Source organism: Duganella sp. FT27W (assembly GCF_009295655.1).
Classification (GTDB): Bacteria; Pseudomonadota; Gammaproteobacteria; order Burkholderiales; family Burkholderiaceae_D; genus Rugamonas; species Rugamonas zoogloeoides.
This window is the reverse complement of the sequence record NZ_WHIV01000001.1, coordinates 498,166-520,922: the sequence shown is the minus strand read 5'-3', so window position 1 is coordinate 520,922 and position 22,757 is coordinate 498,166. Positions and strand designations below refer to the sequence as shown.

Annotated in this window: 12 protein-coding genes; 6 read left to right on the top strand and 6 right to left on the bottom strand. The window is 65.9% G+C overall.

What is annotated here, in order from left to right; translation table 11 throughout:
• Positions 1-203 precede the first annotated feature (203 nt).
• From F8197_RS02150 to F8197_RS02140, 3 genes are all read left to right on the top strand, one after another.
• On the top strand, positions 204-1,226 hold the full coding sequence (locus F8197_RS02150; RefSeq protein WP_152879634.1) for a sulfate ABC transporter substrate-binding protein: 1,023 nt from the start codon (positions 204-206) through the stop codon (positions 1,224-1,226).
• 83 nt (positions 1,227-1,309) lie between these two features.
• Positions 1,310-1,531: a molybdopterin-binding protein gene (locus tag F8197_RS02145; RefSeq protein ID WP_019919846.1), complete on the top strand. Its 222-nt coding sequence runs from the start codon at positions 1,310-1,312 to the stop codon at positions 1,529-1,531.
• 239 nt (positions 1,532-1,770) lie between these two features.
• Positions 1,771-2,787 carry a serine hydrolase gene (locus F8197_RS02140; protein ID WP_019919847.1) on the top strand — a complete coding sequence of 339 codons (1,017 nt, stop codon included), beginning with the start codon at positions 1,771-1,773 and terminating at the stop codon, positions 2,785-2,787.
• A 118-nt stretch (positions 2,788-2,905) separates the two neighbouring features.
• On the opposite strand, the gene recD is transcribed toward F8197_RS02140, so the two are convergent.
• The 6 genes from recD to F8197_RS02110 all read right to left on the bottom strand — a co-directional run bounded on the left by recD (position 2,906) and on the right by F8197_RS02110 (position 17,557).
• Entirely contained in the window at positions 2,906-4,879 is a 1,974-nt protein-coding gene (gene recD / locus F8197_RS02135) for an exodeoxyribonuclease V subunit alpha (RefSeq protein WP_152880775.1), read from the bottom strand.
• Positions 4,880-5,064: 185 nt separating this feature from the next.
• Entirely contained in the window at positions 5,065-8,799 is a 3,735-nt protein-coding gene (gene recB, locus F8197_RS02130) for an exodeoxyribonuclease V subunit beta (protein WP_152879633.1), read from the bottom strand.
• Positions 8,796-12,290 carry an exodeoxyribonuclease V subunit gamma gene (recC, locus tag F8197_RS02125; RefSeq protein WP_152879631.1) on the bottom strand — a complete coding sequence of 1,165 codons (3,495 nt, stop codon included), beginning with the start codon at positions 12,288-12,290 and terminating at the stop codon, positions 8,796-8,798. Before recC ends, recB begins: the two co-directional genes overlap by 4 nt.
• Positions 12,291-12,339: 49 nt before the next feature.
• Positions 12,340-15,426: an ATP-binding protein gene (locus F8197_RS02120; protein ID WP_193333305.1), complete on the bottom strand. Its 3,087-nt coding sequence runs from the start codon at positions 15,424-15,426 to the stop codon at positions 12,340-12,342.
• A 92-nt stretch (positions 15,427-15,518) separates the two neighbouring features.
• Positions 15,519-16,901: a HAMP domain-containing sensor histidine kinase gene (locus F8197_RS02115; RefSeq protein ID WP_227012019.1), complete on the bottom strand. Its 1,383-nt coding sequence runs from the start codon at positions 16,899-16,901 to the stop codon at positions 15,519-15,521.
• Between the two features lie 11 nt (positions 16,902-16,912).
• Entirely contained in the window at positions 16,913-17,557 is a 645-nt protein-coding gene (locus tag F8197_RS02110) for a response regulator transcription factor (protein WP_227012018.1), read from the bottom strand.
• Between the two features lie 184 nt (positions 17,558-17,741).
• Here F8197_RS02110 and F8197_RS02105 point away from each other — a divergent pair, with 184 nt between their 5' ends.
• From F8197_RS02105 to F8197_RS02095, 3 genes are read left to right on the top strand one after another with little or no spacing between them, the layout of a single operon-like run.
• Positions 17,742-19,118, top strand: coding sequence for an alpha-amylase family glycosyl hydrolase (locus F8197_RS02105; RefSeq protein WP_152879627.1), 1,377 nt, complete (start codon positions 17,742-17,744; stop codon positions 19,116-19,118).
• Positions 19,115-20,650 (top strand): tryptophan halogenase family protein, encoded by a 1,536-nt coding sequence (locus F8197_RS02100; protein WP_152879625.1) that lies wholly within the window; start codon positions 19,115-19,117, stop codon positions 20,648-20,650. The genes F8197_RS02105 and F8197_RS02100 overlap by 4 nt, the downstream gene beginning before the upstream one ends.
• The gene (locus F8197_RS02095; protein WP_152879623.1) at positions 20,631-22,706 is read left to right on the top strand and encodes a glycoside hydrolase family 97 protein; all 2,076 of its coding nucleotides are present in this window, start codon (positions 20,631-20,633) and stop codon (positions 22,704-22,706) included. The genes F8197_RS02100 and F8197_RS02095 overlap by 20 nt, the downstream gene beginning before the upstream one ends.
• Positions 22,707-22,757: the final 51 nt, after the last annotated feature.

Sequence of the window (22,757 nt, the reverse complement as noted above, 5' to 3'; positions counted from 1 at the left end):
TGCACGTGATCTACCTCGAAAGCCTAGGGTGTCGCCCTATTTTTGCCCACGAATGTTTTCAAAAATCGTTATGCGCTTTCCAGTGAACAGACTCGGCTTCTAACCCGCTTCTAAGCATATTACGAAATATTCGTTTCTTTTCTGTATGAAATTTTACACCATGACGGTGTTCCTTATTACCAAATCTCATTAAGAAAGCCATTATGACCTACCAGAATACGACCCGCCGTTTCGTTGTCACTTCGTTACTGGCCACTTCGGCAGTGTTCCTGGGCTTGCCGCTGCAGGCCAGCGCCGCCACGCCCGTGCTGCTGAATGCATCGTATGACGTGGCGCGCGAGCTGTTCAAGGAGATCAACCCGGCGTTCGTGGCCGAGTACAAGAAGACCACCGGCGAGACCGTCGATATCAACCAGTCGCACGGCGGCTCGTCCAAGCAGGCCCGCTCGGTGGCGGACGGCATGGAAGCGGCCGTGGTCACGATGAACCAGGCCAACGACATCGACCTGCTGGTCGATCGTGGCACGGTGGCGGCTGGCTGGGAAAAGAAATTCCCGAACAACGCTGCGCCGTTCTACTCGACCATGGTGTACCTGGTGCGCAAGGGCAACCCACAAGGCATCAAGGACTGGAACGACCTGGCCAAACCGGGCGTCAAAGTGATCGTACCGAACCCTAAAACCTCGGGCAACGGCCGCTACACCTACCTGGCCGCCTGGGGTTCGGTGATCAAGAACAAGGGTACAGAAGTGCAGGCGCGCGAACTGGTAACGCGCATCTTCAAGAACGTGCCGGTGCTGGACGGCGGTGGCCGTGGCGCCACCACCACCTTCACCCAGCGCGGCATCGGCGACGTGCTGGTGACGTTTGAAAACGAAGTGAACCTGGTCCGCGCCGAATTCGGCAGCAACTTCGACGTGGTCTATCCATCGTGGTCGATCCTGGCCGAATCGCCGGTGGCCGTGGTCGATAAAGTGGTGGACAAGAAAGGCTACCGCAAGGAAGCCACCGCCTACCTGAACTTCCTGTATTCGCCGCAGGGCCAGGACATCATCGCCAAGCATTACTTCCGTCCACGCTCGGAAGCGGCGTTCAAGAAGTACAACGCCAACTTCCGCCAGATCAGCCTGTTTACCATCGATGACGTGTTCGGCGGCTGGAAAGCAGCGCAGAAGAAACACTTCGACGATGGCGGCGAGTTCGACAAGATCTACCAGAACAAATAACGATAGTCGGAACCATTCGTTCACGAAATGGACCGTCGGCCTTACTCTGGCTAGGTAGACATCAACCACACAAAGGAATCACGATGGCCATTTCTGAAATTAATGTACGTAACCAGTTCCGCGGCAAGATCAAGGAAATCATCTTCGGACCGGTGGTCTCGGAAGTGGATGTGGAAACCCAGCACGGCATCGTCACCTCGGTGATCACCTCGCGCTCGATCCATGATCTCGACCTGAAGGTCGGCAGCGAAGTGATCGCGCTGGTGAAATCGACGGAAGTATCGATCGCCAAGATCAGCAGCTGATTCTCCTTGCGTTGTTCCCTTAAAAGCCCCGCGCCGCGTGCCCGGGGCTTTTGTTTTATTGAAATGTTTAAAATAATGGAATCCGCGAGTTACGCACAATAGACGAGAAACCACTTTAATGTTATCGTCCAACCTCAGTGTTGCCGCATAGCCAGTGGTTTTCTACCGTCCTGGTCATGTGCTGCGTCGCCTCCACGACGCCCTGTTCCACCCTACATCCCAAACCGAAACTACCGAACATGCTCAAGAAAATTGTTGCTGTCTTGCTGAGTACGTTTACTGCCGCCGCCCTGGCAGTGCCGCTCGGTTCACAGTCGGTGCTGGTTGTCGAAGACGACACCGGCAAAGTCATTCTGGAAAAGAATGCCGACATACAAGTACCCATTGCCTCCCTGACCAAGCTGATGACCGCCATGGTCGTGCTCGATGCCAAGCAGGACATGAAGGAAGCGATCGAAATCGACCGCGCCGACGTGGACATGCTCAAGCACAGCACCTCGCGGGTGCCGGTCGGCGCCGCCATCACGCGTGGCGACGTGCTGCAACTGGCGCTGATGTCCTCGGACAACCGCGCTGCCGCCTCGCTGGCCCGCACCTATCCGGGTGGCACCGAGGGTTTCCGCCGTGCGGTCAACGCCAAGATCCGCGCGCTGGGCCTGGCCAATACCGTGATCGAGGAACCGACCGGCCTGTCGCCGCACAACCGCTCCACCGCGACCGACCTGGTCAAGATGGCACGGGCAGCGTCGGTCTATCCGGAAATCACCCGCATCACCACCGACAAGAAGGACTTGATCAAGATCAAGGGCCGTGACGTCGAGTACCACAATACCAACCGCCTGGTCGGCGCCAAGGGCTGGGACGTCGGTTTGTCCAAGACCGGCTACACCGAAGAAGCGGGCCGTTGCCTGATCATGCGCTTCAAGAGCGGCGGCAAGAACAACACCCTGGTGTTGCTCAACGCCAAGGCCAACTCGGCGCGCATCACCGACGCGGTCAATATCCGTCGCCTGATCGTCGGCCCGGAAGCGCGTTCGCTCGAGCGTCCGCGCCTGCTGGCGGCATCGGCCAAGGTCAAGGCCGAGAAGCCACGCATGGTCAAGGCGTCGGCCAAGGTCAAGGCGGACAAGCCGCGCGTGGTCAAGGCATCGGCCAAGGCCAAGCCGGTACGCAAGGCCAAGATCGTCAAAACGTCGGTCAAAGCGAAGAAACAGGCGGCTGTCAAAGCGTCGAAACGGACCAGCCGCGAGATGTAAGTGCGGTGGTTGTAAAAGAAGAGACCGGGCCCTGGCGTCCGGTTTTTTTTTCGCCTGCCTCAGCGCGTGATGTTACCGAATCCACCAGGAATGAGCACAATCACGCCAACTTCTGGCATTACCTCTCCAGCAAATCCCTCAATCCACTGGCCCGCTGCGTGCGCTGCGCTATCGCTTCGAGTAACACTTGCCCGTTTGGCGTGAGCAATGTGAAGAACTCGCGCGCGCGGGTAATGCCGGTATAAATGAGCTCGCGCGCCAGCACGCCGCCGCCGTCTTTCGGCAGCACCAGCACCGTGTGCCGGAACTCCGAGCCTTGCGACTTATGCACGGTCATGGCAAATGCGGTATCGACGTTGCGCAGTCGCGTGGCCAGCACGCTGCGCACGGTATCGCCTTCCGAGAAGTACACGCGCAAAGCGCCGGGGCGGGCCGGGTCGGGCAAGGTCAAGCCGATGTCGCCGTTGAACACGCCGGTACCGTAGTCGTTGCGGGTGACCATGACCGGCCGGCCGACGTACCATTCGCCGGTACGGCGCAACAGTCCGGCCGCCTGCAAGCGCTTTTCGATGGCCTCGTTCAAACCGGAGACACCCCACTCGCCGTCGCGCACGGCGCACAGGATGCGGAAAGTTTCAAACGATTTCAGCACCGCTTGCACCCATGCCAGGTGGTCGCCGGGGTCGTCGCCGGCAGGGCCCTGTTCGACCAGTCGCAGGTAATCGCGGTAGCCGCCAGGGGCGCCGTCGCGACCGGCCAGCGCCAGTTGCAGCAGGTCGCCCGGCAGCGCCGGATCGGTCCAGGCCACCTTTTTATCTTCACCCGCGCGCAGGATGCGCACCGCGCCCGCCGCGTCGCCGCCGTTGACCGCCAGTGCCAGCGCGCCAATCGGACCGCCGAAGCGGCGGCTTTCGCGCAGCATCACGGTTTGCTGGGCAATCGGACCGGCACGCCCCGCATACTGCTCGGGCACCTGCTGGCCGGTGCTCGCTTGTACATATGACAGCGTTTCCGCATCGTAGCCGCCGGCCTCGGCGTTGTGGCACAGGTCGCCCAGCACGGCGCCCGCCTCCACCGACGCCAGCTGATCCTTGTCGCCAAGCAGGATCAGGGTGGCGGTGGACGGCAGCGCCGCCAGCAGCGCGGCCATCATTTCCAGGTGAATCATCGACGCTTCATCGACGATCAGCACATCGACGTCAAGCTGGTTGCCGGCATGGTGGCGGAAGGCACGCGTATCGGGCCGTGCGCCGAGCAGGCTGTGCAGGGTACGGGCGGCGCCCAGTTCGCGCTGCGGCATCACCGCCCGCACGCGATCGTCCAGGCCGGCCAGCGCCACATCGATCGACTGTTTCAGGCGCGCCGCTGCCTTGCCGGTGGGCGCGGCCAGCGCCACCCGCAAACCCGACTGCTGGCCGCCGCTGGTGGCAAACAGCAGCGCCAGCAGGCGCGCCACCGCGTACGTCTTGCCGGTGCCAGGACCGCCGGTGATGATGCCCAGCTTGCCGCGCATGGCCACCGCGCAGGCGGTCTTTTGCCAGTCCACGCCGTCCGCATGGGTGCCCGGTGCGAACAGGATGTCGAGCCAGTGGCGCACGGCCCCGGTCTGGTCGTCGGCGTCGCTGGCAACCAGGCCGCCCAGCGCCCGGGCGCGCACCGCGTGCGCCACCTGGGTTTCATCGCGCCAGTAGCGGCGCAGGTACAGCCGTTCGCCGTCGAGCACCAGCGGTTGCTGGAAATCGAGGTCGCCCACCGGCCATACCTGTTCGCACCTGGCCAGCAGCGTGCGCCAGGCGGCGACATTTTTCGGCCACGGGCCGGCAGCGGCCACCGCCGCCCGCAGCGCGGCCCACTCTTCGGTATCGAGCCCCAGCAGCGGCGCCGGGTCGCCAGCCAGTTCGGCCAGCATCAGGCAGCTGTGGCCACGCCCCTCCAGCTCGGACAGCAGCACGCAGGCAATCATCAGTGGCGGCGAGCCGCCGCCGATCGAGGCGATGAAGCGGGCAAAAGCGCCGCTCAGGCGCCGCAGCCGGCCGTTTTCGGTCAGCGCATCGACTGCGGTCAGTAGCGGTGCGGATAATTCAGGCGTCATCATGGTGATCGGTGTCGGTGAATGCGGCGGGTTGCGCCAGCGGCGCCGCCCAGGGTGCAGGGCGCGTGTGGTGGTTGCTGCCGGATGGCGACCGGGCCTCTGTCGGCAATGGTATCGATCGCTCAGCGTCATGGTGGATGCTGCCCGCTGGCATCCGGACTGCTGCCGGCAATGGTAACGATTGCTCAGGCATCAGCGTGGCTCCCGGCGTCGAACAATGCGTCCAGTTGCTGTAGCAGTTCCGGGTCGGGCGCGATCCAGTAGCAGCCGCGCGTGGCGGTATTGGCAATCCCGCGCAGGAACAGGAAGACTGCGCCGCCCAGGTGTTCGGCCGGGTCGTAGTCGTCGCCCAGGCGGCTTTGCAGCAGCCGGTGCAGCGCCAGCATGTAGATGGCGCCCTGGATGTCGTAGCGGTGTTCGGCCATGGCCGCCATCAGCGCCGGCTTCTGGTAGGCGGCGTCGCCAGCGCCCAGCGCATTCGATTTGTAATCGAGCACCCAGTAGCGGCCTTCATGTTCGAACACCAGGTCGGCAAAGCCCTTGAGCATGCCGTGCAGCTGGCGCTCGGGCAGGGACGGACGCGCCATGCCGTCGAGCAGCCGCGCCACGCACAGGCGGTCGAGCGCCCCGGTTGACAGGCGCTCGCTGGGAAACCAGAACTCCATTTCGGCCAGCGGCGTGTCGATGCCTGACAGCGGCGTTTCAAGATACGGCAGCGGCGTGCGGGCGATTTCGCGCACCCACGCCAGCGTGTCATCGAGGCGGTTGCCCCAGCCGGCACGCTCCACCCGGCGCGTAAGGCGCGCATCGAAGTGCTCGTCATCGACCGTATAAAACCCTTCCTGCCCCAGCCACTCGAGCTGCTCGTGCAGGAAGTTGCCGGGGACGGAGCCGCGCGGGAAGCGGTGCCACGGCGCGTCTTCGACCTTCATGGCCGGCACGGTGGCCGGCAAGTCGGCATCTTCGAGCAGTTTTTCCTGGGCCGCGTCGCGTGGCACCGGCAACGCAGTCACTGGATCGCCGCCGATGGTGGCGGTGGGGCCAGTGCGCCGCGCCAGCGAGCTGAAACTGCCCACTGACCAGTCGCGCTCGAAGCGGCCCGTGTAATGAGGGGCATCGACCAGCTGCGGGCGGTCGTCCACCCGGTGCAGCATGGTGGGCGGCATGCCATCGCCTTCCAGCGCCACGATGCCAATCGCCGGGCACTCCTTGCAGGTGTCGCTCCAGCGCCCGATCATCAAGTCGGTTGGCAATGGCGCGCCGCCGGTAAGCAGGTAGCCGAGCGCCGAGTCGTGCAGGCTGTTGGCGCCGCCCTTGCGCGCGCCCAGCGCGGCCACGCCCAGCCACAGGAAGTGACGCGCCCGGGTGAGCGCCACGTACAGCAGGCGCAGGTCTTCCTGCAGCCGGGCGCTTTCCACCAGCGCCAGCGCGGTGTCGGTAAGCGCCATGTCGATGCGGCGCGTGCCGTCATCGTCGCTGAATTCGAAGAAACTGCGGTTGCGCCGGTCCACCTTGCGCGCCGTAACCGCGAACGGCAGGTACACCAGCGGATATTCGAGGCCCTTCGATTTGTGGACCGTGACCACCTTTACCAGTTCGGCGTCGCTCTCCAGGCGCAGCACCCGCTCGTCGCCGGCGCCCTCCCCGGTTTCGATCTGTTCGGCCAGCCAGCGGATCAACGCCTGTTCGCCATCGAGCTGGCGGCTGGCCGATTGCAGCAACTCGGCCAGGTGCAGCAAATTGGTCAGGCGCCGCTCGCCGCCCGCCTGCAGCAGCAAGGCGGCCGGCAGTTGCAGCTCGTGGATGAAGCGGCGCAGCATGGCCAGCACGCCCTGGCGCTGCCAGACGATGTGCAGGCCCTTGAGCTGCTCCACTCGCGCTTCCCACGCCAGTTCGTCGGACGACAGCGCAGCCAGTTCCGCCAGCGGCAGGCCGGCGGTACGGGTGGCGTACGCGGCGCGGGCCAGGCCGCCGTCGAGCGGATTGGCGACCGCCGACAGCCAGCGCAGCACGTCGCCCGCTTCCTCGCTATTGGTGACCGAGTCCTTGTCGGACAGGTACACGCTGGCCACCTTGCGCCGCTGCAGCGCGCGGCGGATGGCGGCGGCCTCGTTGCGGTCGCGTACCAGCACGGCAATGTCGGCAGGTTTCAGGCGCTGCAAGCCGCCCGGACCAGCAAAGCCGGCCTTGGCGTCGTTGAGACGGGCGACGATGTCTTCGGCGCAGTGATTGGCGAAGAACTCGCGGTATTGGTCGCTTTTCAGTTCCAGGCCGGTGCAGGCCACCACCAGCGCGGGTGCATCGCCAGCGCCGCCCACCAGCCGGTCGGCGCGCCCTTGCGCCGCCACCGCCTCGAACGGCAGCGGATTTTTGCGGGTGCCGGGATCGCGGAAACGGAACGCGCCGCGACCGAAACCACCGGCATCAGATGCGCCTTCGGCGTTGAGGAACAGGTGGTTGACGGCAGCGACCACCGGGCCGGTCGAGCGGTAATTGGTGCCCAGCTGGTAGTGGCGCCCCTCGGTGGCGGTGCGCGCCGACAGGTAGCTGTGGATGTCGGCGCCACGGAAGCCGTAAATCGACTGCTTGGGGTCGCCGATCAGGAACAGGCCCGTATTGCGGTCGTTGTCCGCCACCCGGTACAGCAGGTTGAAAATCTGGTACTGGTTGGGCGCCGTATCCTGGAACTCGTCCACCAGCGCCACCGGGTATTGCTCGACGATGCGCTGGCGCAGCGCTGCCGCGTTCTCGCCTTGCAGCGCCGCATTCAGGCGGTCGAGCATGTCGGCAAAGCCGAACTGGCGGTTGCGCTTTTTCAGTTCCGCCATGCGCAGCGCCACCGATCCCGCCGCGTGGCGGTACAGCGCATGCGCGAGCGGCTCGAACTGGTCGAGCGCTTGCTTCAGTACGGCGATGGCATCGAAGTCGTCGGGCACCACCGCGTGGCTGTCCTTGGAAAACGCATCGGCGATGCCGTCCGGCGTGAGCCGGTTCCAGGCGGTGGCGGTGAGGTCCGGCATGACGGCAGCCGGATCCTGGGCCCAGGACCGCAGCGCTTCAAACCATGCCGCCACCGATGCGGCGCGCATCTTGACGCCATTGAAAAACTTGGGCGTGGCGGCGGTAAGCTGGGCGATCCACTGCTCCATGCGGTTGGCGCGGTCCAACCAGCCGGTTTTCAGAACAGCCAGCGCGGCCTGCTGTTCGCGCTGCACGGTGACGATCAGCGTGCCGAGCGAACGTTGCAGGTCCTGGTCAGCGATGATGTCGGCGCGGCGCACCAGATCGCGAATCGATTTTTTCAGCACCTCGACGTCGCCCCAGCAAGCCAGCAGCGCTTCGAGTTCCGGCGCGGCCAGCGGATACACCTGCTGGCGCCAGTAATCGTTGGCGGCATCCTCGAACAGCGCCTGCTCGTCGCTGACCAGTTCCTCGTCGAACAGGCTGCCACTGTCGAACGCGTGCTCGCGCAGCATGCGCTGGCACCAGGCGTCGATGGTGAAAATCGCCGCTTCGTCCATGGTTTCCGCCGCCAGCATCAGGCGGTGCGCTGCGCGCTGGCGTTCGCCCCGATCGGGGTACGATTCGAGGATGGCGTCGAGGTAGGCATCCGGTGCGATGGTTTGCGCTTCGTCGCTATCGATGTTGCGGAAGTACGCAGCCGCTGCCACCAGGCGCTCGCGCACACGGTTAGAGAGCTCGCGCGTGGCGGCGCGGGTAAAGGTCATCACCAGGATGTCGGCCGGCAGCAGCGGGCGGACAAAGCCGTCGTCGCCGCCGTGACCCAGCACCAGCCGCACGTACAGCGCGGCGATGGTCCAGGTCTTGCCGGTGCCGGCGCTCGCTTCGATCAGGCGCGAACCGTGCAGCGGAAAGGTCAGAGGCTTCAGCTCGTTGGCGGTGTTTGGTACGGTGCTCATGCTGCGTCCTCGCCGTCGATCGGCGCCATGGTGATACATTGCTCGATCCAGCGCGCCAGCGGTCCGTACAGGTCCTGCGACACGCGTTCGAAATCCGGCTGCGCCGACAAGGCGCTGTAATCGGGCCACAGGCGCGCCAGGCACAGGTCCTGGTTTTCGCCTTGCAGCTCGAAGCCGCCGTCGTACGCGGTCCGGGCGTTGGCCTTGTTCTCCCCGCTGCCGTCGCCGTCGCCAACCAGCGCCAGCGCCGTCTTGCAGGCAGTGGGCAAAGGACGGTCCATGCCATCGCGCCACAACGCCGCCAGCACACGCAGCGCCTGCAAGGCTTCGTCGCCGTCGAGCGGCGCCATGGTGACGACCATGTCGCGCGCCACCAGGTAACCGGTGACGGACAGCCCGGCTGCGGCTGCGGCCAGCTGGCGCACCCACATGGCGATCAGCTTGTCGCCACGGGCTTTGCCCTGCTTGTCGGCCACGCGCGACGACAGCTGCATCAGCCACACGGTTTGGGCGCCATCGCTGCGCAGCTGGTCGAGCCAGTCGTCGAGTTGCACCGGGCCCAGGTCCAGGCTCAGCGCCACCTTGGCGGCCGGCTTGCTGTAGCGCTGGCGCAGCGTCAGCCACGCATGGCGCACGGGCGCCAGCGAAGTGACCAGCTGGCGCTGGTACTGGCGGCCGATCAGGCCGATGGGCAGCACGCCTTCGCGCGCTAGCTGTTCGGCGCGTTCGGTGAGCTTGTCGTGGATTTCTTCCAGCTGCTCGGTGTCGGCATCGTTGTCGAGCATCGTGTGTTCGAGCAGGTAGCGCTCGAGCGCATTGAACGAGAACGGTTCCTCGTCGTCGCCCAGCTGCGCCGCCTCGCCGAACACCACGGCCAGGCGTTCGCGGAAGAAGTAGCGCACCGGCTGGCGCAGAAAGCCCGCCAGTGCGCCAAGTTTAAGGCGGTATTTTTCGTCCAGCGCGAACCGTGGCAGCACGTCTGCGGGTGCGTCGGCGTCCACCTCGTCGGCATGGTCAACGTCGTGCGCCGCCCGCCATTCGCGCGCATACGTGAGCAAGCCGTCGCGCTCGAAATAGCGGCGGCTGAACGGTTGCAGCGCGTGCTCGGTGGTGCGTTCCGCCAGTGTCATGTTCCAGCCGGCTTTCAGGTAGTCGCACAGTTGCGAGACCAGCACCGATGGCGGCTGCTCGCTGTTGTCGCGCACATTGCGGCCCACCCAGCTGATATACAGCTTTTCGCGCGCAGCCAGCACGGCTTCGAGCATCAGGTAGCGGTCGTCGTCGCGGCGCGAGCGGTCGCCGGGACGCGCCATGCCGGGCAACGCCAGCAGGTCGAAGTCGGCCTTGGGGGCGCGGCGCGGGAAGTCGCCGTCGTTCATGCCGAGCAGGCACACCACGCGGAACGGCACCGCGCGCATCGGCATCAGGGTGCAGAAGGTGACGCCGCCGGAGACGAACTGGTGGTTCAGCGTAGGCTCGTCCATCAGGCCCAGCCACGCCTCGCGCAGCACGGCCAGCGGTACTTCTTCGTTGTACTGGGCGCTGTCGCAGGTTTCCAGCCAAGTGTTGAGCGCATCGTCCAGTTGCGCCAGCGTGAGGCGGTCGCCCTCCTCGCCGGCCTTGAAGAACGCCGCCATCAGCGCGCGCGCCTGCACGCCCCAATCGGCGGGGGTGCGCGCCAGCGCCAGCGCCGCGCGCCAGTGCAGCAACGACTCCACCATTTGCGCCAGCGAACCGGCCAGCGCGGCGTCCAGGCCGCCCACTTCGCCGTATGGTTCGATGCCGGCAAAGCTGGCGGTTGGGCCGCCGCCACCACCGCCACTGGCGTAACCGAGCAGCATGCGGCGCACGCCGAAAATCCAGGCATTCTGTTCGCCGGCGGAGCCGAGTCCCAGCCCGCTGCGGTGCTCGATATCGAGGCCCCAGCGCACGCCCGAACCTTCGATCCACTGGCCCAGCGTGGCCAGGTCGTCGTCGCCGAGGCCGAAGCGCGCCGCCAGTGCCGGCACGTCGAGCAGGTCGCGGATTTCGCTCTGGCGGCAGCGCTGCTGCGGCAGCCGCAGCAGCCACTCCAGCGCAACCAGCAGCGGATTGACGCTGCGGTCGTTGACGTCGCCGATCTCGAACGGGATATAGCGCGGGTCGCTGCGGCGGTGCTGGGCGAACACCGCGTGGATGGCGGCGGTAAAGGTGTCGATGTCGGGCACCATTACCACCACGTCGCGCGGGCGCAGCGGCGTACCGCCGTCCGGCGTCGCCGCAAACATTTGCAGCAGCTGGTCGTGCAGCACCTCGACCTCGCGCTGCACGCTGTGGGTGATGTGGAATTCGATCGAGCGGTCCGCCGCAGCCGGCGGCGCGTGCGGATGTTCGGACAGCGGCAGCAGGTCGCGCACGGCGGCCTGCACCTGGGCCAGCAGCGTGCCGCCGTCCTCATCGCCGAACAGGTCCACGCGCAGCGGCGTCACCGCCTCGTCATCGCCGGAAGCGGCTGCGGCATGGGCCGCCGCTTCGTCGAATTCGTCGAGCATGCGGATGAAATCGCGGCCCTGGCGTCCCCAGCTGGCCAGCAGCGGATGGCTGTGGGCGTGCAGCTCTTCGAGCGGCAGCGCGCCCAGGTCCTGGCCGTTGCGCAGCTGCTGGCGGCGATACGCGGAGCGCAGCAGGTCGCGGCCCTCGATGATGTCGCCCCAGTAATAGCGGCACGGGTTGGGCACGGCCAGCACCACCTGGGTGTGGCGCGCCAGCGTGGCCAGCGCTTCGAGCGTCTGGTACGGCAGCGCCGAGACGCCGAAGATGACGATGCGACGCGGCAGGCGGCCCAGCGGCAGTTCGCCGGCGGCACTGGCGCGCACGAATTCGGTGTGGACGGTGGCGCGGCCCAGCGCGCGTTCGTGCGGCTCGACGTCGTCGATCACCGCGCGCCACAACTGGCCCTGCCAGCGCTGCTCGGGCGGCAGTGCGATGATCTCGCCACGGGCGCAGCGCAGCTGGTCGCGGCCGCCGGCCCAGTCGTCGAGCCAGTCGGCGCGGTACACCTGGTACTGGTCGAACAGGTCGGCCAGCCGTTCGGCCAGTTGCAGCCGGCGTTCGGCCTCGCCGTCGGCCAGGAAGTGGCGCAGCGGCGCAAAGACCGGATCGGCCAGCAGCGTGGGCAACAGGCGCATCAGGCGCCACGTGAGCGGGCCCTTGTCGAACGCGGAGCGCCGGGGCACCCGTTCGCGCCCCAGCATGCCGCGATAGGTCTCCCACAGAAAGCGCGCCGGCAGCGCCACGCGGGTGGCGGCGCACACGCGCATTTCCTCGGCCAGCGCGATCTTGAGCCACTCGGCCACGCCGTTCGATTGCACCAGGAAGGTTTCCGGCTCCAGGGGCCCTAACGGATGGTTGTGCAACCACTGGAACACGGCCGCGCGCAGTTGCTCCATCTGGTTGCCGTGCAAAATCAACAGGCCGGGGGTAATCATCGTTGAGGTGACGCTGGAATGCATGGGGCTCTTGGGGGCGTGGCGAAACGCGGATTAAAACCCTATTATCGCCTTAGCCGGCATCGTAGGCCAGCAGTTCCTGTTCCATGTGCGGGCCCAGCACCAGCAACAACGCGTGCATTTGCGCCACCAGCGCACCTGCCCTGGCCGTGTCGGCGTCCTGGCGGCCCTGTTCCAGCGCCAGGCACAGGTTACCGAAGCGCATGGCGCCCACCGCGCGGGCCGACGACTTGAGACGGTGGCCCAGTTCCGACAGCCGCGCCAGGTCGGCAGCGGCCAGTGCGGCATCGATTTCCACCATGGTGTCGCGCGCGGAGTCGAGGAACAGCTGGGTGTACTTGCGCATCTTGTCCGGCTTGCCGGCAAAGGTTTGCGCCAGCGCGGCGATGTCGAACAGTTCGCCTTCGGCAGGCGGCACTGACTGCGACGATGGCGACGGCGACGATGGCGGCTGCGGTGCTTGCTGTGATGGCGGCTGCGGTGCTTGCGGCGGCAACGCTGTCGGCGGTAGCGCTGTCGGCGGTAGCGCTGACGGCGGCGTTGGCGCGCCCGGCGCAGCGGCCGGCACGTCCGCCGCCAGGCTGGCCGCAGCAGCGGCCTGCGGCTCAGTCGCCGATGCGGCCTGCAGCACCATGGCGCCGGCGGCGGTGGGCTGGCCGTCGGCCATGGTGAAGAACGACGGTGGCGGCGGCACCACCGGCCGCAGCGCCCCTTCCGGCGTGGCGGCGCGCTGGTCAAGCCACTTGGCCAGCACCGCGAACAGCAGCCGTGGCGCCACCGGCTTGGTTACGAATTCGTCCATGCCGGCGTCCATGCAGCGCTGCTGGTCGTCGCGGCCGGCGTTGGCGGTCATGGCGATTACCAGGGTGCCGGACAGCCTGGGGTGGGCGCGGATCAGGCGCGTGGCCTCGAAACCGTCCATCACCGGCATCTGCACGTCCATCAGCACGCAGTCGAAACGCTCCTTGAGCAGCAGGTCGATCGCCTCCTTGCCGTTGTTGGCCACGCACACGGTGGCGCCGCCGTCTTCCAGCAGTTCCTGCCCCACCTGCTGGCTGAAGATATTGTCTTCCACCAGCAGGATCGACGCACCACGGATGCTCTCGAACAGGCCCGCCTGCTGCGGATCGTAAGCGTTGGCGCCGTCGCCGCTATCGCCGCCATCACCTTCGTCGGGTATGGCGCGGGACGGCAGGTCCAGGCGCGCCGTGAACCAGAACGTGCTGCCTTCGCCGAGCCGGCTCTCCACGCCTACCCGGCCGCCCATCAACTCCGCCAGTTGCTGGCTGATCACCAGTCCGAGGCCGGTGCCGCCGTAGCGGCGCGTGGTCGAGGTGTCGGCCTGGTGGAACGACTGGAACAGCTGCGCCACCTCGTCCTCGCTCATGCCGATGCCCCGGTCCTGCACTTCGAAACGCACCAACAGGTGCTGGTCGCGCTCTTCGAGCAGGCGCGCACGCACGTGCACCCTGCCCTGCTCGGAAAACTTGATGGCGTTGCTGGTGAAATTGATCAGCACCTGCTCCAGGCGCAGCGGGTCGCCGCGCAACTGGCGCGGCAGGTCGGGATGAATCTCGTACACCAGCTCCAGCCCGCGCGCGGTGGCCACGTCGCCCAGCTGGCTGGTGAGGTTGGACAGCAGCATGTCGATGGAAAAATCGAGCACCTCGAGGTCCATCTTGCCCGCCTCGATCTTGGAAAAATCGAGGATGTCGTTGATGATGCCCAGCAGGTGCTGGCCCGAGTGATAAATCTTTTGCAGGTAGTCGCGCTGCTTTGGATGGGTAACCGTTTTCAGCGCCAGGTGGGCCATGCCGATGATGCTGTTCATCGGCGTGCGGATCTCGTGGCTCATGTTCGACAAAAAATCGCTCTTGGCGCGGTTGGCGGTATCGGCCCGGTCCTTCAACTGGTGCAGTTCCGTGACATCGGTCGAAACGCCAATCACCGCCGTCACCGAGCGTCCCAGCGTGACCGGCACCCGCACGTTCCAGTGGTACTGCGCCACACCGGCGGGACAGGCGAACTGCGTTTCGCTGGCGCGCTTGACGCCATCGGCAAACACCGGCCGCTCCAGCGCCCACGCGGCATCGGCCTTCTCCTCGGGCATCAGTTCGCGGTCGCGCCGGCCCACGATTTCCGCCTCCGGCAGGCCCAGGTGCTCGGCCATCTTCGGATTGACATAGATGTAGCGGCGGTTCTGGTCCTTCATGTACACGTGCGCGTCGAGGTTGTTGAGCACCGTATCGAGCAGCACGCGGTGCTTGACCGCGCGCCGCCGCGACAGGTACAGCACCGCCAGGTAGCTGTACAACAGCAGCGTGCCGGCCCCGCCTACCAGCGCGGACGCCAGCGGGAAGTACACATCGAAGCCGTTGCGCAGCGCCGTCTTGCGCACCTGGAACCGCGCCTTCCACAAGGCGCCGTTGAAATCGACCGGCAGCACCGACTCGAAATAGTCGCCGTCCGCCAGCGCCGCACCGGGCTGCGCACCGTGTTCGCTGAACAGCAGGCGGTCGCGCGGCTCGATCACCAGTCGGCGGCGATCGGGATCGACGCTGCCATCGGCGTACAGGTCCAGGCGCACGTCGCGCACCATGGTTTCGTCAAGCACGATCTGCATCAGCTTCGCGACCGAGAAATTCAGGCCCGCCATGCCGCGATACGCGGCGCGGCGCTGGGCCGCATCATCCTGCGGCATGCCATCCCGGTACACCGGCAGGCCCATGCCGAACACGCCCCCGGCGCCGGCATGGCCGGGAGGATAGGCGCCCTGGTGGGCGACGAAGCCAGCGCCGGTCTCGGGTTCCCAGGTCATCGCCACCACGGCGGGAAACTGGCGCGGCAGATCCAGGCCGGCGACGTACTGCTGGAACTGGCGGCGATCAAGCGCGTCGTTGGTCTGCAACAGCGCCGCCAGCCCGCGCGTGACATTGGCGTACGCCTTGATGCGCACGGACATCGCGTACTGGGTGCTGCGGGCCAGGTGGTCGAAACGCTGGCGGGCATCGGCATCGACAATGCGGCCGCCCACGCAATATGCGGCAACGCCCACGGCCATTGCCAATGCCCAGCCGGCGCCCCAAAGCAGCAGGCGCGCGCTGTTGACAGATTTCCTGTGAATACCCGATGTGAGCATGAGATCGCTTCTCGAATGCAAAAAGTTGCAGCGGAAGCATACTATTAATGCCGAAATGAAACCAGTGGAAGAATTGGTGAGAATTGGGCCATTCAGGCGGCGGCAAATGCGATGGTCACCGCCAGGCCGGCGCCTTGAGCGCCTTCATCGAGCGAAATGGTCGCGCCGTTGCGGGCGGCCGCCCGTTCGGCGATCGCCAGTCCCAGGCCGCTGCCCGACTGTTCCTGCCCCAGGATCCGGTAAAAGCGCTCGAACACTTTCTGGCGCAATGCCGCCGGAATGCCCGGCCCCTGGTCGGTGATGGTCAACCGTGGTCCGGTACCAACTTTGGCCTCCTCGAGCCGGATCGCGATGCGGCCGTCATCCGGCGAATATTTCACGGCATTGCCGATCAGGTTGTCGAGCATGGCGCCCAGGCTCTCCACGTGCAGCGGCAGGTGGCAGGCCGGCGGTGCGGAAAACTCGATCTCGATATTGCGGTGCAGGGCCAGCGGCACCGCCATCGCCAGCCGGTCGCGCACGAAGGCGCCCAGCTCCAGCAGCGGCAACGGCTCGCCTTCCGGCCCGGCGCGCATGCGCTCGAACGCCAGCAACTGGTGCACGGTGTGGGTGGTGCGGGCCACGCCTTCGCGCACGCCGGCCGCCGGTTCGGCGCAACGCGCAGCGGTCTCGCCGCTGACGCGGCTGAGCAGCACGTGTGTGTTGATCTGGATTGCCGCCAGCGGCGTTTTCAGCTCATGCGCGGCGTCGGCCAAGAATTCATGTTCGTGTTCGATGCGCTGCTTCAGGCGCGCCATCAGCGCGTTGGTGGCCGCCACCAATGGCGACAGCTCGCGGTATTTCGAGTCGGGCAGCGGCGACAGGTCGGCGTCGGACCGCTGTTCGATAGCCGCCGCAATCGTGCGCAGCGGTTTCAGGCCGATGCGCACGATCAGCCACGCGGGCACCAGCAGCAACGGCAAACTGAAGATAGTGGACGACAGCAGGAAGTTCACGCCCCACAGGGTAAGCATCCATTCGTCGTCCACCTCGTGGCTGCGCTCCACCACCACGCCGGTGCGGTCGTCGCGCTCGGACCAGCGCACCCACGCATAGTGACCATGTTCCGCTTTGGCGGGCAGCACGTCGGGCAAATCCGGTTGCGAGTTGTAAATCAGGCGCCCGTACTGCCACACGCGCAGCCGCACGCGCGAGTGGTAATCGAGTTCCCTGAACATCTGCACGCGCGCGGCCTCGCTCTGCTCCAGCGTCTCGCGCATGTGTTCGGGCTGACCGGCGATGTCGCGCATGTGCATCAGCAGAGCGCGCACATGGGCGCGGTTTTCGCTGGAGGTGCGCGTGGTCTGGGTGGCCTTCGCTTCCAGGAATACCCACAGCAGGCCCATGAGCGCGACTGCGATGATCACGCAACTGAAACCCAGCATCAGCCGGCGGAACAGCGACGCTTGCATTCCCCTGCCCAGGCGTTTCAACATGCTCGCTCCCTTCACGCCTGCGCCATGTAGCCGACACCGCGCACGGTGCGGATCGCGGTCTCGCCGATCTTCTTGCGCAGGTTGAATATGTGGACGTCGAGGGTCTGGCCCTCGCTATGCGGCAGCGCCCGTTTTTCCAGTTCGGCGCGGGTGAGCACGCGATCCGGCTGCTTGATCAGCGCCAGCAGCAGCGCGAATTCCGTCTTCGACAACGTCACCGGAACGCCGGTGCGCGACACTTGCATCCGTGCTTCATCGACCGTAATGGTGCCGGCCGTCCATATGTGTTCGGCGGCGTCCATGGTGCCGCTGCAACGGCGCACGATGGCGCGCAGCCGCACCAGCAGTTCGGGAATCTCGAATGGCTTGATCAGGTAGTCGTCGGCGCCGATATCGAACCCGTACAGGCGGTCCTGCAGGCTGTCGCGCGCGGTGATGATCAATACCGGCAGGCTGTAGCCGGCCGTGCGCATCGCCTGCAGCAGGTCGGTGCCGTCGCCGTCGGGCAGGCTCAGGTCCAGGATCACGGCGTCGAAATGCTCGGCCTCCACGCGCTCCATGGCGCCGGCCGTCATGCGCAGCCACACGCAGGCATGGCCTTCGTCCTGGAACACCGCCAGCAGCGCGCGGCCGATCGCCAGGTCGTCTTCTATCATCAGAATTTTCATGCGGCGAGTGTAGCAGTTCGATGTTGTGCTGGCGATACGCACTATCTTCAGGTTGCATTCAGATATGCGCGTCTAACTGTCAACGTTTCCCCCAGCGCATTGACCCTGGCGCACGGTTGCCCGACCATCGTCCGAGCCGCGTACAGCGGCGGAGACCACCACCGGAGTACTCATGATAAAAAAACCATTGCGCGCCCTGCGTGCCCTGCCGGCATTGGCAGCGCTGCTGGCCGGCCCCTGCCACGCCGCCGATCCGTACACGCCCGCGCCGTACGTGCAGTTCCAGCACGCCGACTGGACCAAAAACGCCAGCATCTACCAGATCAACACGCGCCAGTTTACGCCCGAGGGCACGTTCAAGGCCGCTACCGCGCAGCTGCCACGCCTGAAAACGCTGGGCGTGGACATCCTGTGGCTGATGCCGATCCATCCGATCGGCGAGGTCAAACGCAAGGGCACGCTGGGCAGCCCGTACGCGGTGCGCGACTTCCGCGCCGTCAACCCGGAACTGGGCACCATGGCCGACTTCAAGGCCTTCGTGGCAGCCGCCCACGCCAACGGCCAGCGCGTGATCATCGACTGGGTGGGCAACCACACATCGTGGGACAACGTGCTGCGCGCCAGCCACCCGGACTGGTATGCGCGCGGCGCCGACGGCCAGCCGCAGCCCACGCCGTGGTTCGACTGGGACGACATCATCGACCTCGATTACAGCCAGCCGGCCCTGCGCCGCTACATGACGGAAGCGCTGCTGTACTGGGTGCGCGAAACGGACATCGACGGCTACCGCGCGGACGCCGCCGGCCTGGTGCCGCAGGACTTCTGGGACCATGCGGCGCGCGAGCTGCGCGCCATCAAGCCCGTATTCATGCTGGCCGAGTGGGAGAGCCGCGACCTGCACGCGCACGCGTTCGACGCCAGCTACGCGTGGAGCTGGTGGGAAGCCGTCAAACTGGCGACCGAAGGCCGCGCCGACGCCACGTCGCTGTACAGCTACTACGCGTGGAACCGCAAGTTCTACCCGCGCCAGGCCTACCGCATGCTGTACACCACCAATCATGACAAGAACGCGTGGGAAGGCACGGAATTCGAAACCTTCGGCGCCGCCACGGATGCGGTCATCGCATTCTCGTTCCTGAGCGAAGGCATGCCGATGATTTACAACGGCCAGGAAGCAGGCAACCGCAAGCGCCTGGCGTTTTTCGACCGCGACCCGATCGAATGGAACGACTCCCCCTACTTCGCGTTCTATCAAAAGCTGCTGCGCCTGAAAAAGACCAACACCGCGCTGTGGAACGGCGAATACGGCGCGCAGATGGAACAGGTACCGAACAGCGACCAGAAAAAAGTGTTCAGCTTCGTGCGCGCCAACGACCAGGACAAGGTGTTTGCGGTGCTGAACCTGTCGGGCCAGGCGGTCGATGTCACCTTCGGCAAAACCCTGCACCATGGCGCGTACCGCGACTTTGCCACCGGCGCGACGGTCAACGTCGATGCCGCCACCACCTTCAGGCTCACGCCATGGAGTTACCGGATCCTGGTGAAATGAGCCAGCACCCCATACGCACCATCGTCATCGTGGGCGGCGGCACGGCAGGCTGGATGACCGCTGCCGCATTGAGCAAGACGCTGGGCGACAGCATCGCGATCCGGCTGGTGGAGTCCGACGACATCGGCACCGTGGGCGTGGGCGAATCGACGATCCCGATGATACGGCGCTTCAATCAAGCGCTGGGCATAGACGAAGCCGACTTCGTGCGCGCCACCCGCGCCACCTACAAGCTCGGTATCGAATTCTGCGACTGGGGCCACGAGGGCGAGCGCTATATGCACGGCTTCGGGCGTTTCGGCCAGGACCTGGGCGCGCTCGACTTCCACCATTACTGGCTGCGCCAGCATCACGCCGGCAAGGAACACGACCTGGGTCGGTACTCGATCAACCAGATGGCCGCACGCACCAATCGCTTCATGCCCGCCGATCCGGCGCTGGCCAACTCGCCGCTGGGCGACATCACCCACGCCTACCACGTCGATGCCGGCCTGTATGCGCGCTACCTGCGCACGTATGCCGAGGCGCGCGGCGTGCGCCGCACCGAGGGCAAGGTGGTCGATACCGTGCTGCGCACAGCGGACGGCCACGTCGACGCCGTCCGTCTGCAACACGGCGAACTGCTGCACGGCGACCTGTTCATCGACTGCTCGGGCTTCCGCGCGCTGCTGATCGGCGCCGCGATGGGCAGCGGCTGGGAGGACTGGCGCCACTGGCTGCCATGCGACAGCGCCTGGGCCGTGCCGTGCGCCAGCGCCGGTGAGCCGCTGCCCTACACGCGCGCCACCGCGCGCCCGGCCGGCTGGCAATGGCGCATCGGCCTGCAACACCGCACCGGCAACGGCCATGTGTTCAGCAGCGCCCACATGGACGACGACGCAGCGCGCACCATCCTGCTGGCCAACCTCGACGGCGCACCGCTGGCCGAGCCGAAGCTGCTGCGCTTTGGCGCCGGGCGCCGCACCGCGCCGTGGCAGCGCAACGTGGTGGCAATCGGCCTGTCATCTGGCTTTCTGGAACCGCTGGAATCGACCAGCATCCACATGATCCAGACCGCGATTGCCCGCCTGCTGGCGTTCTTCCCGGACCGCGCGTTCGCCCAGGCCGACAGCGACGAATACAACCGCCAGAGCGCGTTCGAGTCCGAACGCATCCGCGACTTCCTGATCCTGCACTACCACGCCACCCGGCGTACCGGTACCGCGTTCTGGGACCATTGCCGCACCATGGCGCTGCCCGACAGCTTGCAGGCCAGGCTGGAACTGTGGCGCTCGCGCGGGCGCATCGTGCGCGAAGGCGGCGAACTGTTTAGCGAGGTGGGCTGGCTGCAGGTGCTGGTCGGCCAGGGCATCGCTGCCAGCGGCTATCACGCACTGGCCGACGTACCGGGCGAACAGCAGGTCGCCAATCACCTCGCCGGCGTTGCCGCCGTCATGCGCAAGTGCGTGGACGTGATGCCGGCGCACGGCGCATACATCAACCATCTGCTTCGCTCCAACAACCGGGAATCGCATGCAACTGCAAGTCAATAAACATCGCTGGATCTCCACCGCAGGCTGTGTCGCTTTCGGCATCGTGGTCAGCACCGCCAACGCGTGGGCCGACGACCTGCTGGCCACGGCGTCGTCACCGGGCAAGGTGCTCGACGTGTCGGTGCAGGTGGCCAAGGACGGCCGCCTGGCGTACCAGGTCTCGCGCCACGGCAAGCCGGTGATCTCGTCATCGCGCCTCGGTTTCGTACTGGCCAACGGCGCGCCGCTCGACGCAGGCTTCAGGATCGCGCGCCAGCAGGTAACCATGCACGACGATACCTGGGAGCAGCCGTGGGGCGAGCGCCGCTTCGTGCGCAACCACTACACCCAGTTGCGCGTGGACGTGCGCCAGAAAGACGCTGCGGGGCGCCGCCTGGCCATCGTGTTCCGCGTGTTCGACGACGGCGTGGGCTTCCGCTACGAATTTCCCAAGCAGGCGCACATGAAGGCGATCCACATCAGCGACGAGCTGACCGAGTTCGTGGTGGCGCAGCCGGCCGAGGCCTGGTGGCAGCCGGCCGGCGAGGTGATGGCGCTCGAATACCCGATCCGCAAGACCGCCCTCGGTGAAGTGGGCATGGCCAATACGCCGCTGACGGTACGCACCGATGACGGCATCCACATTGCCTTTCACGAGGCGGCGCTGGTCGATTACGCGTCGATGTGGCTGCGCCGCGTGGAAGGACAGAAGCTGCGCGCCCACCTCACGCCGTCGACCAGCGGCCCGGCGGTGGTGCACAAGGGCGCGTTCAACACGCCGTGGCGCACCATGCAGATCGCCGACGATGCACCGGGCCTGTACATGTCAGACCTGGTCCTGAACCTCAATGAACCGAACCAGCTGGGAGATGTCTCGTGGGTCAAACCGTCCAAGTTCGTGGGTGTGTGGTGGGAGATGCACCTCGAGCGCAGCACCTGGAGTTCGGGGCCGCGGCACGGGGCCACCACCGCCAACACCAGGCGCCACATCGACTTCGCCGCCAGACACGGTTTGCGCGGCGTGCTGGTGGAAGGCTGGAACCTCGGCTGGGACGAAAACTGGGCCGGCAGCGGCTCCACCTTCAGCTTTACCCAGCCATACCCCGACTTCGACCTGCCCGGCCTGGCCGCCTATGCACGCGAGCGCGGCGTGCGCCTGGTGGGCCATCACGAGACCGGCGGCAATATCGCCCGGTACGAGTCGCAGATGGACGCCGCCTACCAGCTCTACGCCAGGCTGGGCGTGGACACCATCAAGTCCGGCTACGTGGCAGATGCCGGCGGCGCGCAGTTCGCGGGTCCCGGCGGCAAGGTGCATTACGGTTACACCGATGGACAGGAAGGCGTGCGCCATTTCGTCAAGGCCGTCACCGAGGCGGCAAAATACAAGCTGTCGATCGATACGCATGAACCAGTGAAGGACACGGGCCTGCGCCGCACCTACCCCAACTGGCTCTCGCGCGAAGGCGCGCGCGGCATGGAATTCAATGCGTGGGGCAATCCGGTCAACAGCGTCAATCACGAAGCCAGCCTGGTATTTACCCGCATGCTGAGCGGACCGATGGACTACACGCCAGGCATCCTGAGTCTGCAAGGGCTGGACGGGCGCTGGTTCAACTCCACCCAGGCCAAGCAGTTGGCCAATTTCGTCGTGATTTATTCGCCGGTGGTGATGGCGGCCGACCTGATCGAGAACTACGACCGGTACCCGCAAGCGTTCAAATTCATCAAGGATGTGCCCACCGACTGGGCGGATACGCGCGTGCTCAATGGCGCCGTGGGTGCATATGCCACCATCGCTCGCAAGGACCGCGCGTCCGACGACTGGTACGTGGGCGCGGTGACCGACGGCTTTGCGCGCGTATTGCCGCTGCCGCTCGATTTCCTCGACGCCGATAAAAGCTATATCGCCGAAATCTACCGCGACGGCGACCAGGCCGACTACCGCAACGACCACCGCTTCGACCTGGTGACCGAGCAGCGCACGGTGACGTCGAAGGACAAGCTCACGCTGCGGCTGGCGCCGGGCGGCGGCCAGGCGATCCGCTTTACCCCAAAAGCGGCGCCCAGGCCTTAGCGCGCCGGCCATTTCTTCAGACTTCCTTCACGTAACTTAAAGACTGTCTTC

What these genes read in the sequence shown, in the direction of transcription:
- F8197_RS02105 (WP_152879627.1), top strand. Translation starts at nt 17,742, where the DNA reads ATGATAAAAAAACCATTGCGCGCCCTGCGTGCCCTGCCGGCATTGGCA.
- F8197_RS02095 (WP_152879623.1), top strand. Translation starts at nt 20,631, where the DNA reads ATGCAACTGCAAGTCAATAAACATCGCTGGATCTCCACCGCAGGCTGT.
- recD (WP_152880775.1), bottom strand. Translation starts at nt 4,879, where the DNA reads ATGACGCCTGAATTATCCGCACCGCTACTGACCGCAGTCGATGCGCTG.
- F8197_RS02140 (WP_019919847.1), top strand. Translation starts at nt 1,771, where the DNA reads ATGCTCAAGAAAATTGTTGCTGTCTTGCTGAGTACGTTTACTGCCGCC.
- F8197_RS02145 (WP_019919846.1), top strand. Translation starts at nt 1,310, where the DNA reads ATGGCCATTTCTGAAATTAATGTACGTAACCAGTTCCGCGGCAAGATC.
- F8197_RS02120 (WP_193333305.1), bottom strand. Translation starts at nt 15,426, where the DNA reads ATGCTCACATCGGGTATTCACAGGAAATCTGTCAACAGCGCGCGCCTG.
- F8197_RS02100 (WP_152879625.1), top strand. Translation starts at nt 19,115, where the DNA reads ATGAGCCAGCACCCCATACGCACCATCGTCATCGTGGGCGGCGGCACG.
- recB (WP_152879633.1), bottom strand. Translation starts at nt 8,799, where the DNA reads ATGAGCACCGTACCAAACACCGCCAACGAGCTGAAGCCTCTGACCTTT.
- recC (WP_152879631.1), bottom strand. Translation starts at nt 12,290, where the DNA reads ATGCATTCCAGCGTCACCTCAACGATGATTACCCCCGGCCTGTTGATT.
- F8197_RS02115 (WP_227012019.1), bottom strand. Translation starts at nt 16,901, where the DNA reads ATGTTGAAACGCCTGGGCAGGGGAATGCAAGCGTCGCTGTTCCGCCGG.
- F8197_RS02110 (WP_227012018.1), bottom strand. Translation starts at nt 17,557, where the DNA reads ATGATAGAAGACGACCTGGCGATCGGCCGCGCGCTGCTGGCGGTGTTC.
- F8197_RS02150 (WP_152879634.1), top strand. Translation starts at nt 204, where the DNA reads ATGACCTACCAGAATACGACCCGCCGTTTCGTTGTCACTTCGTTACTG.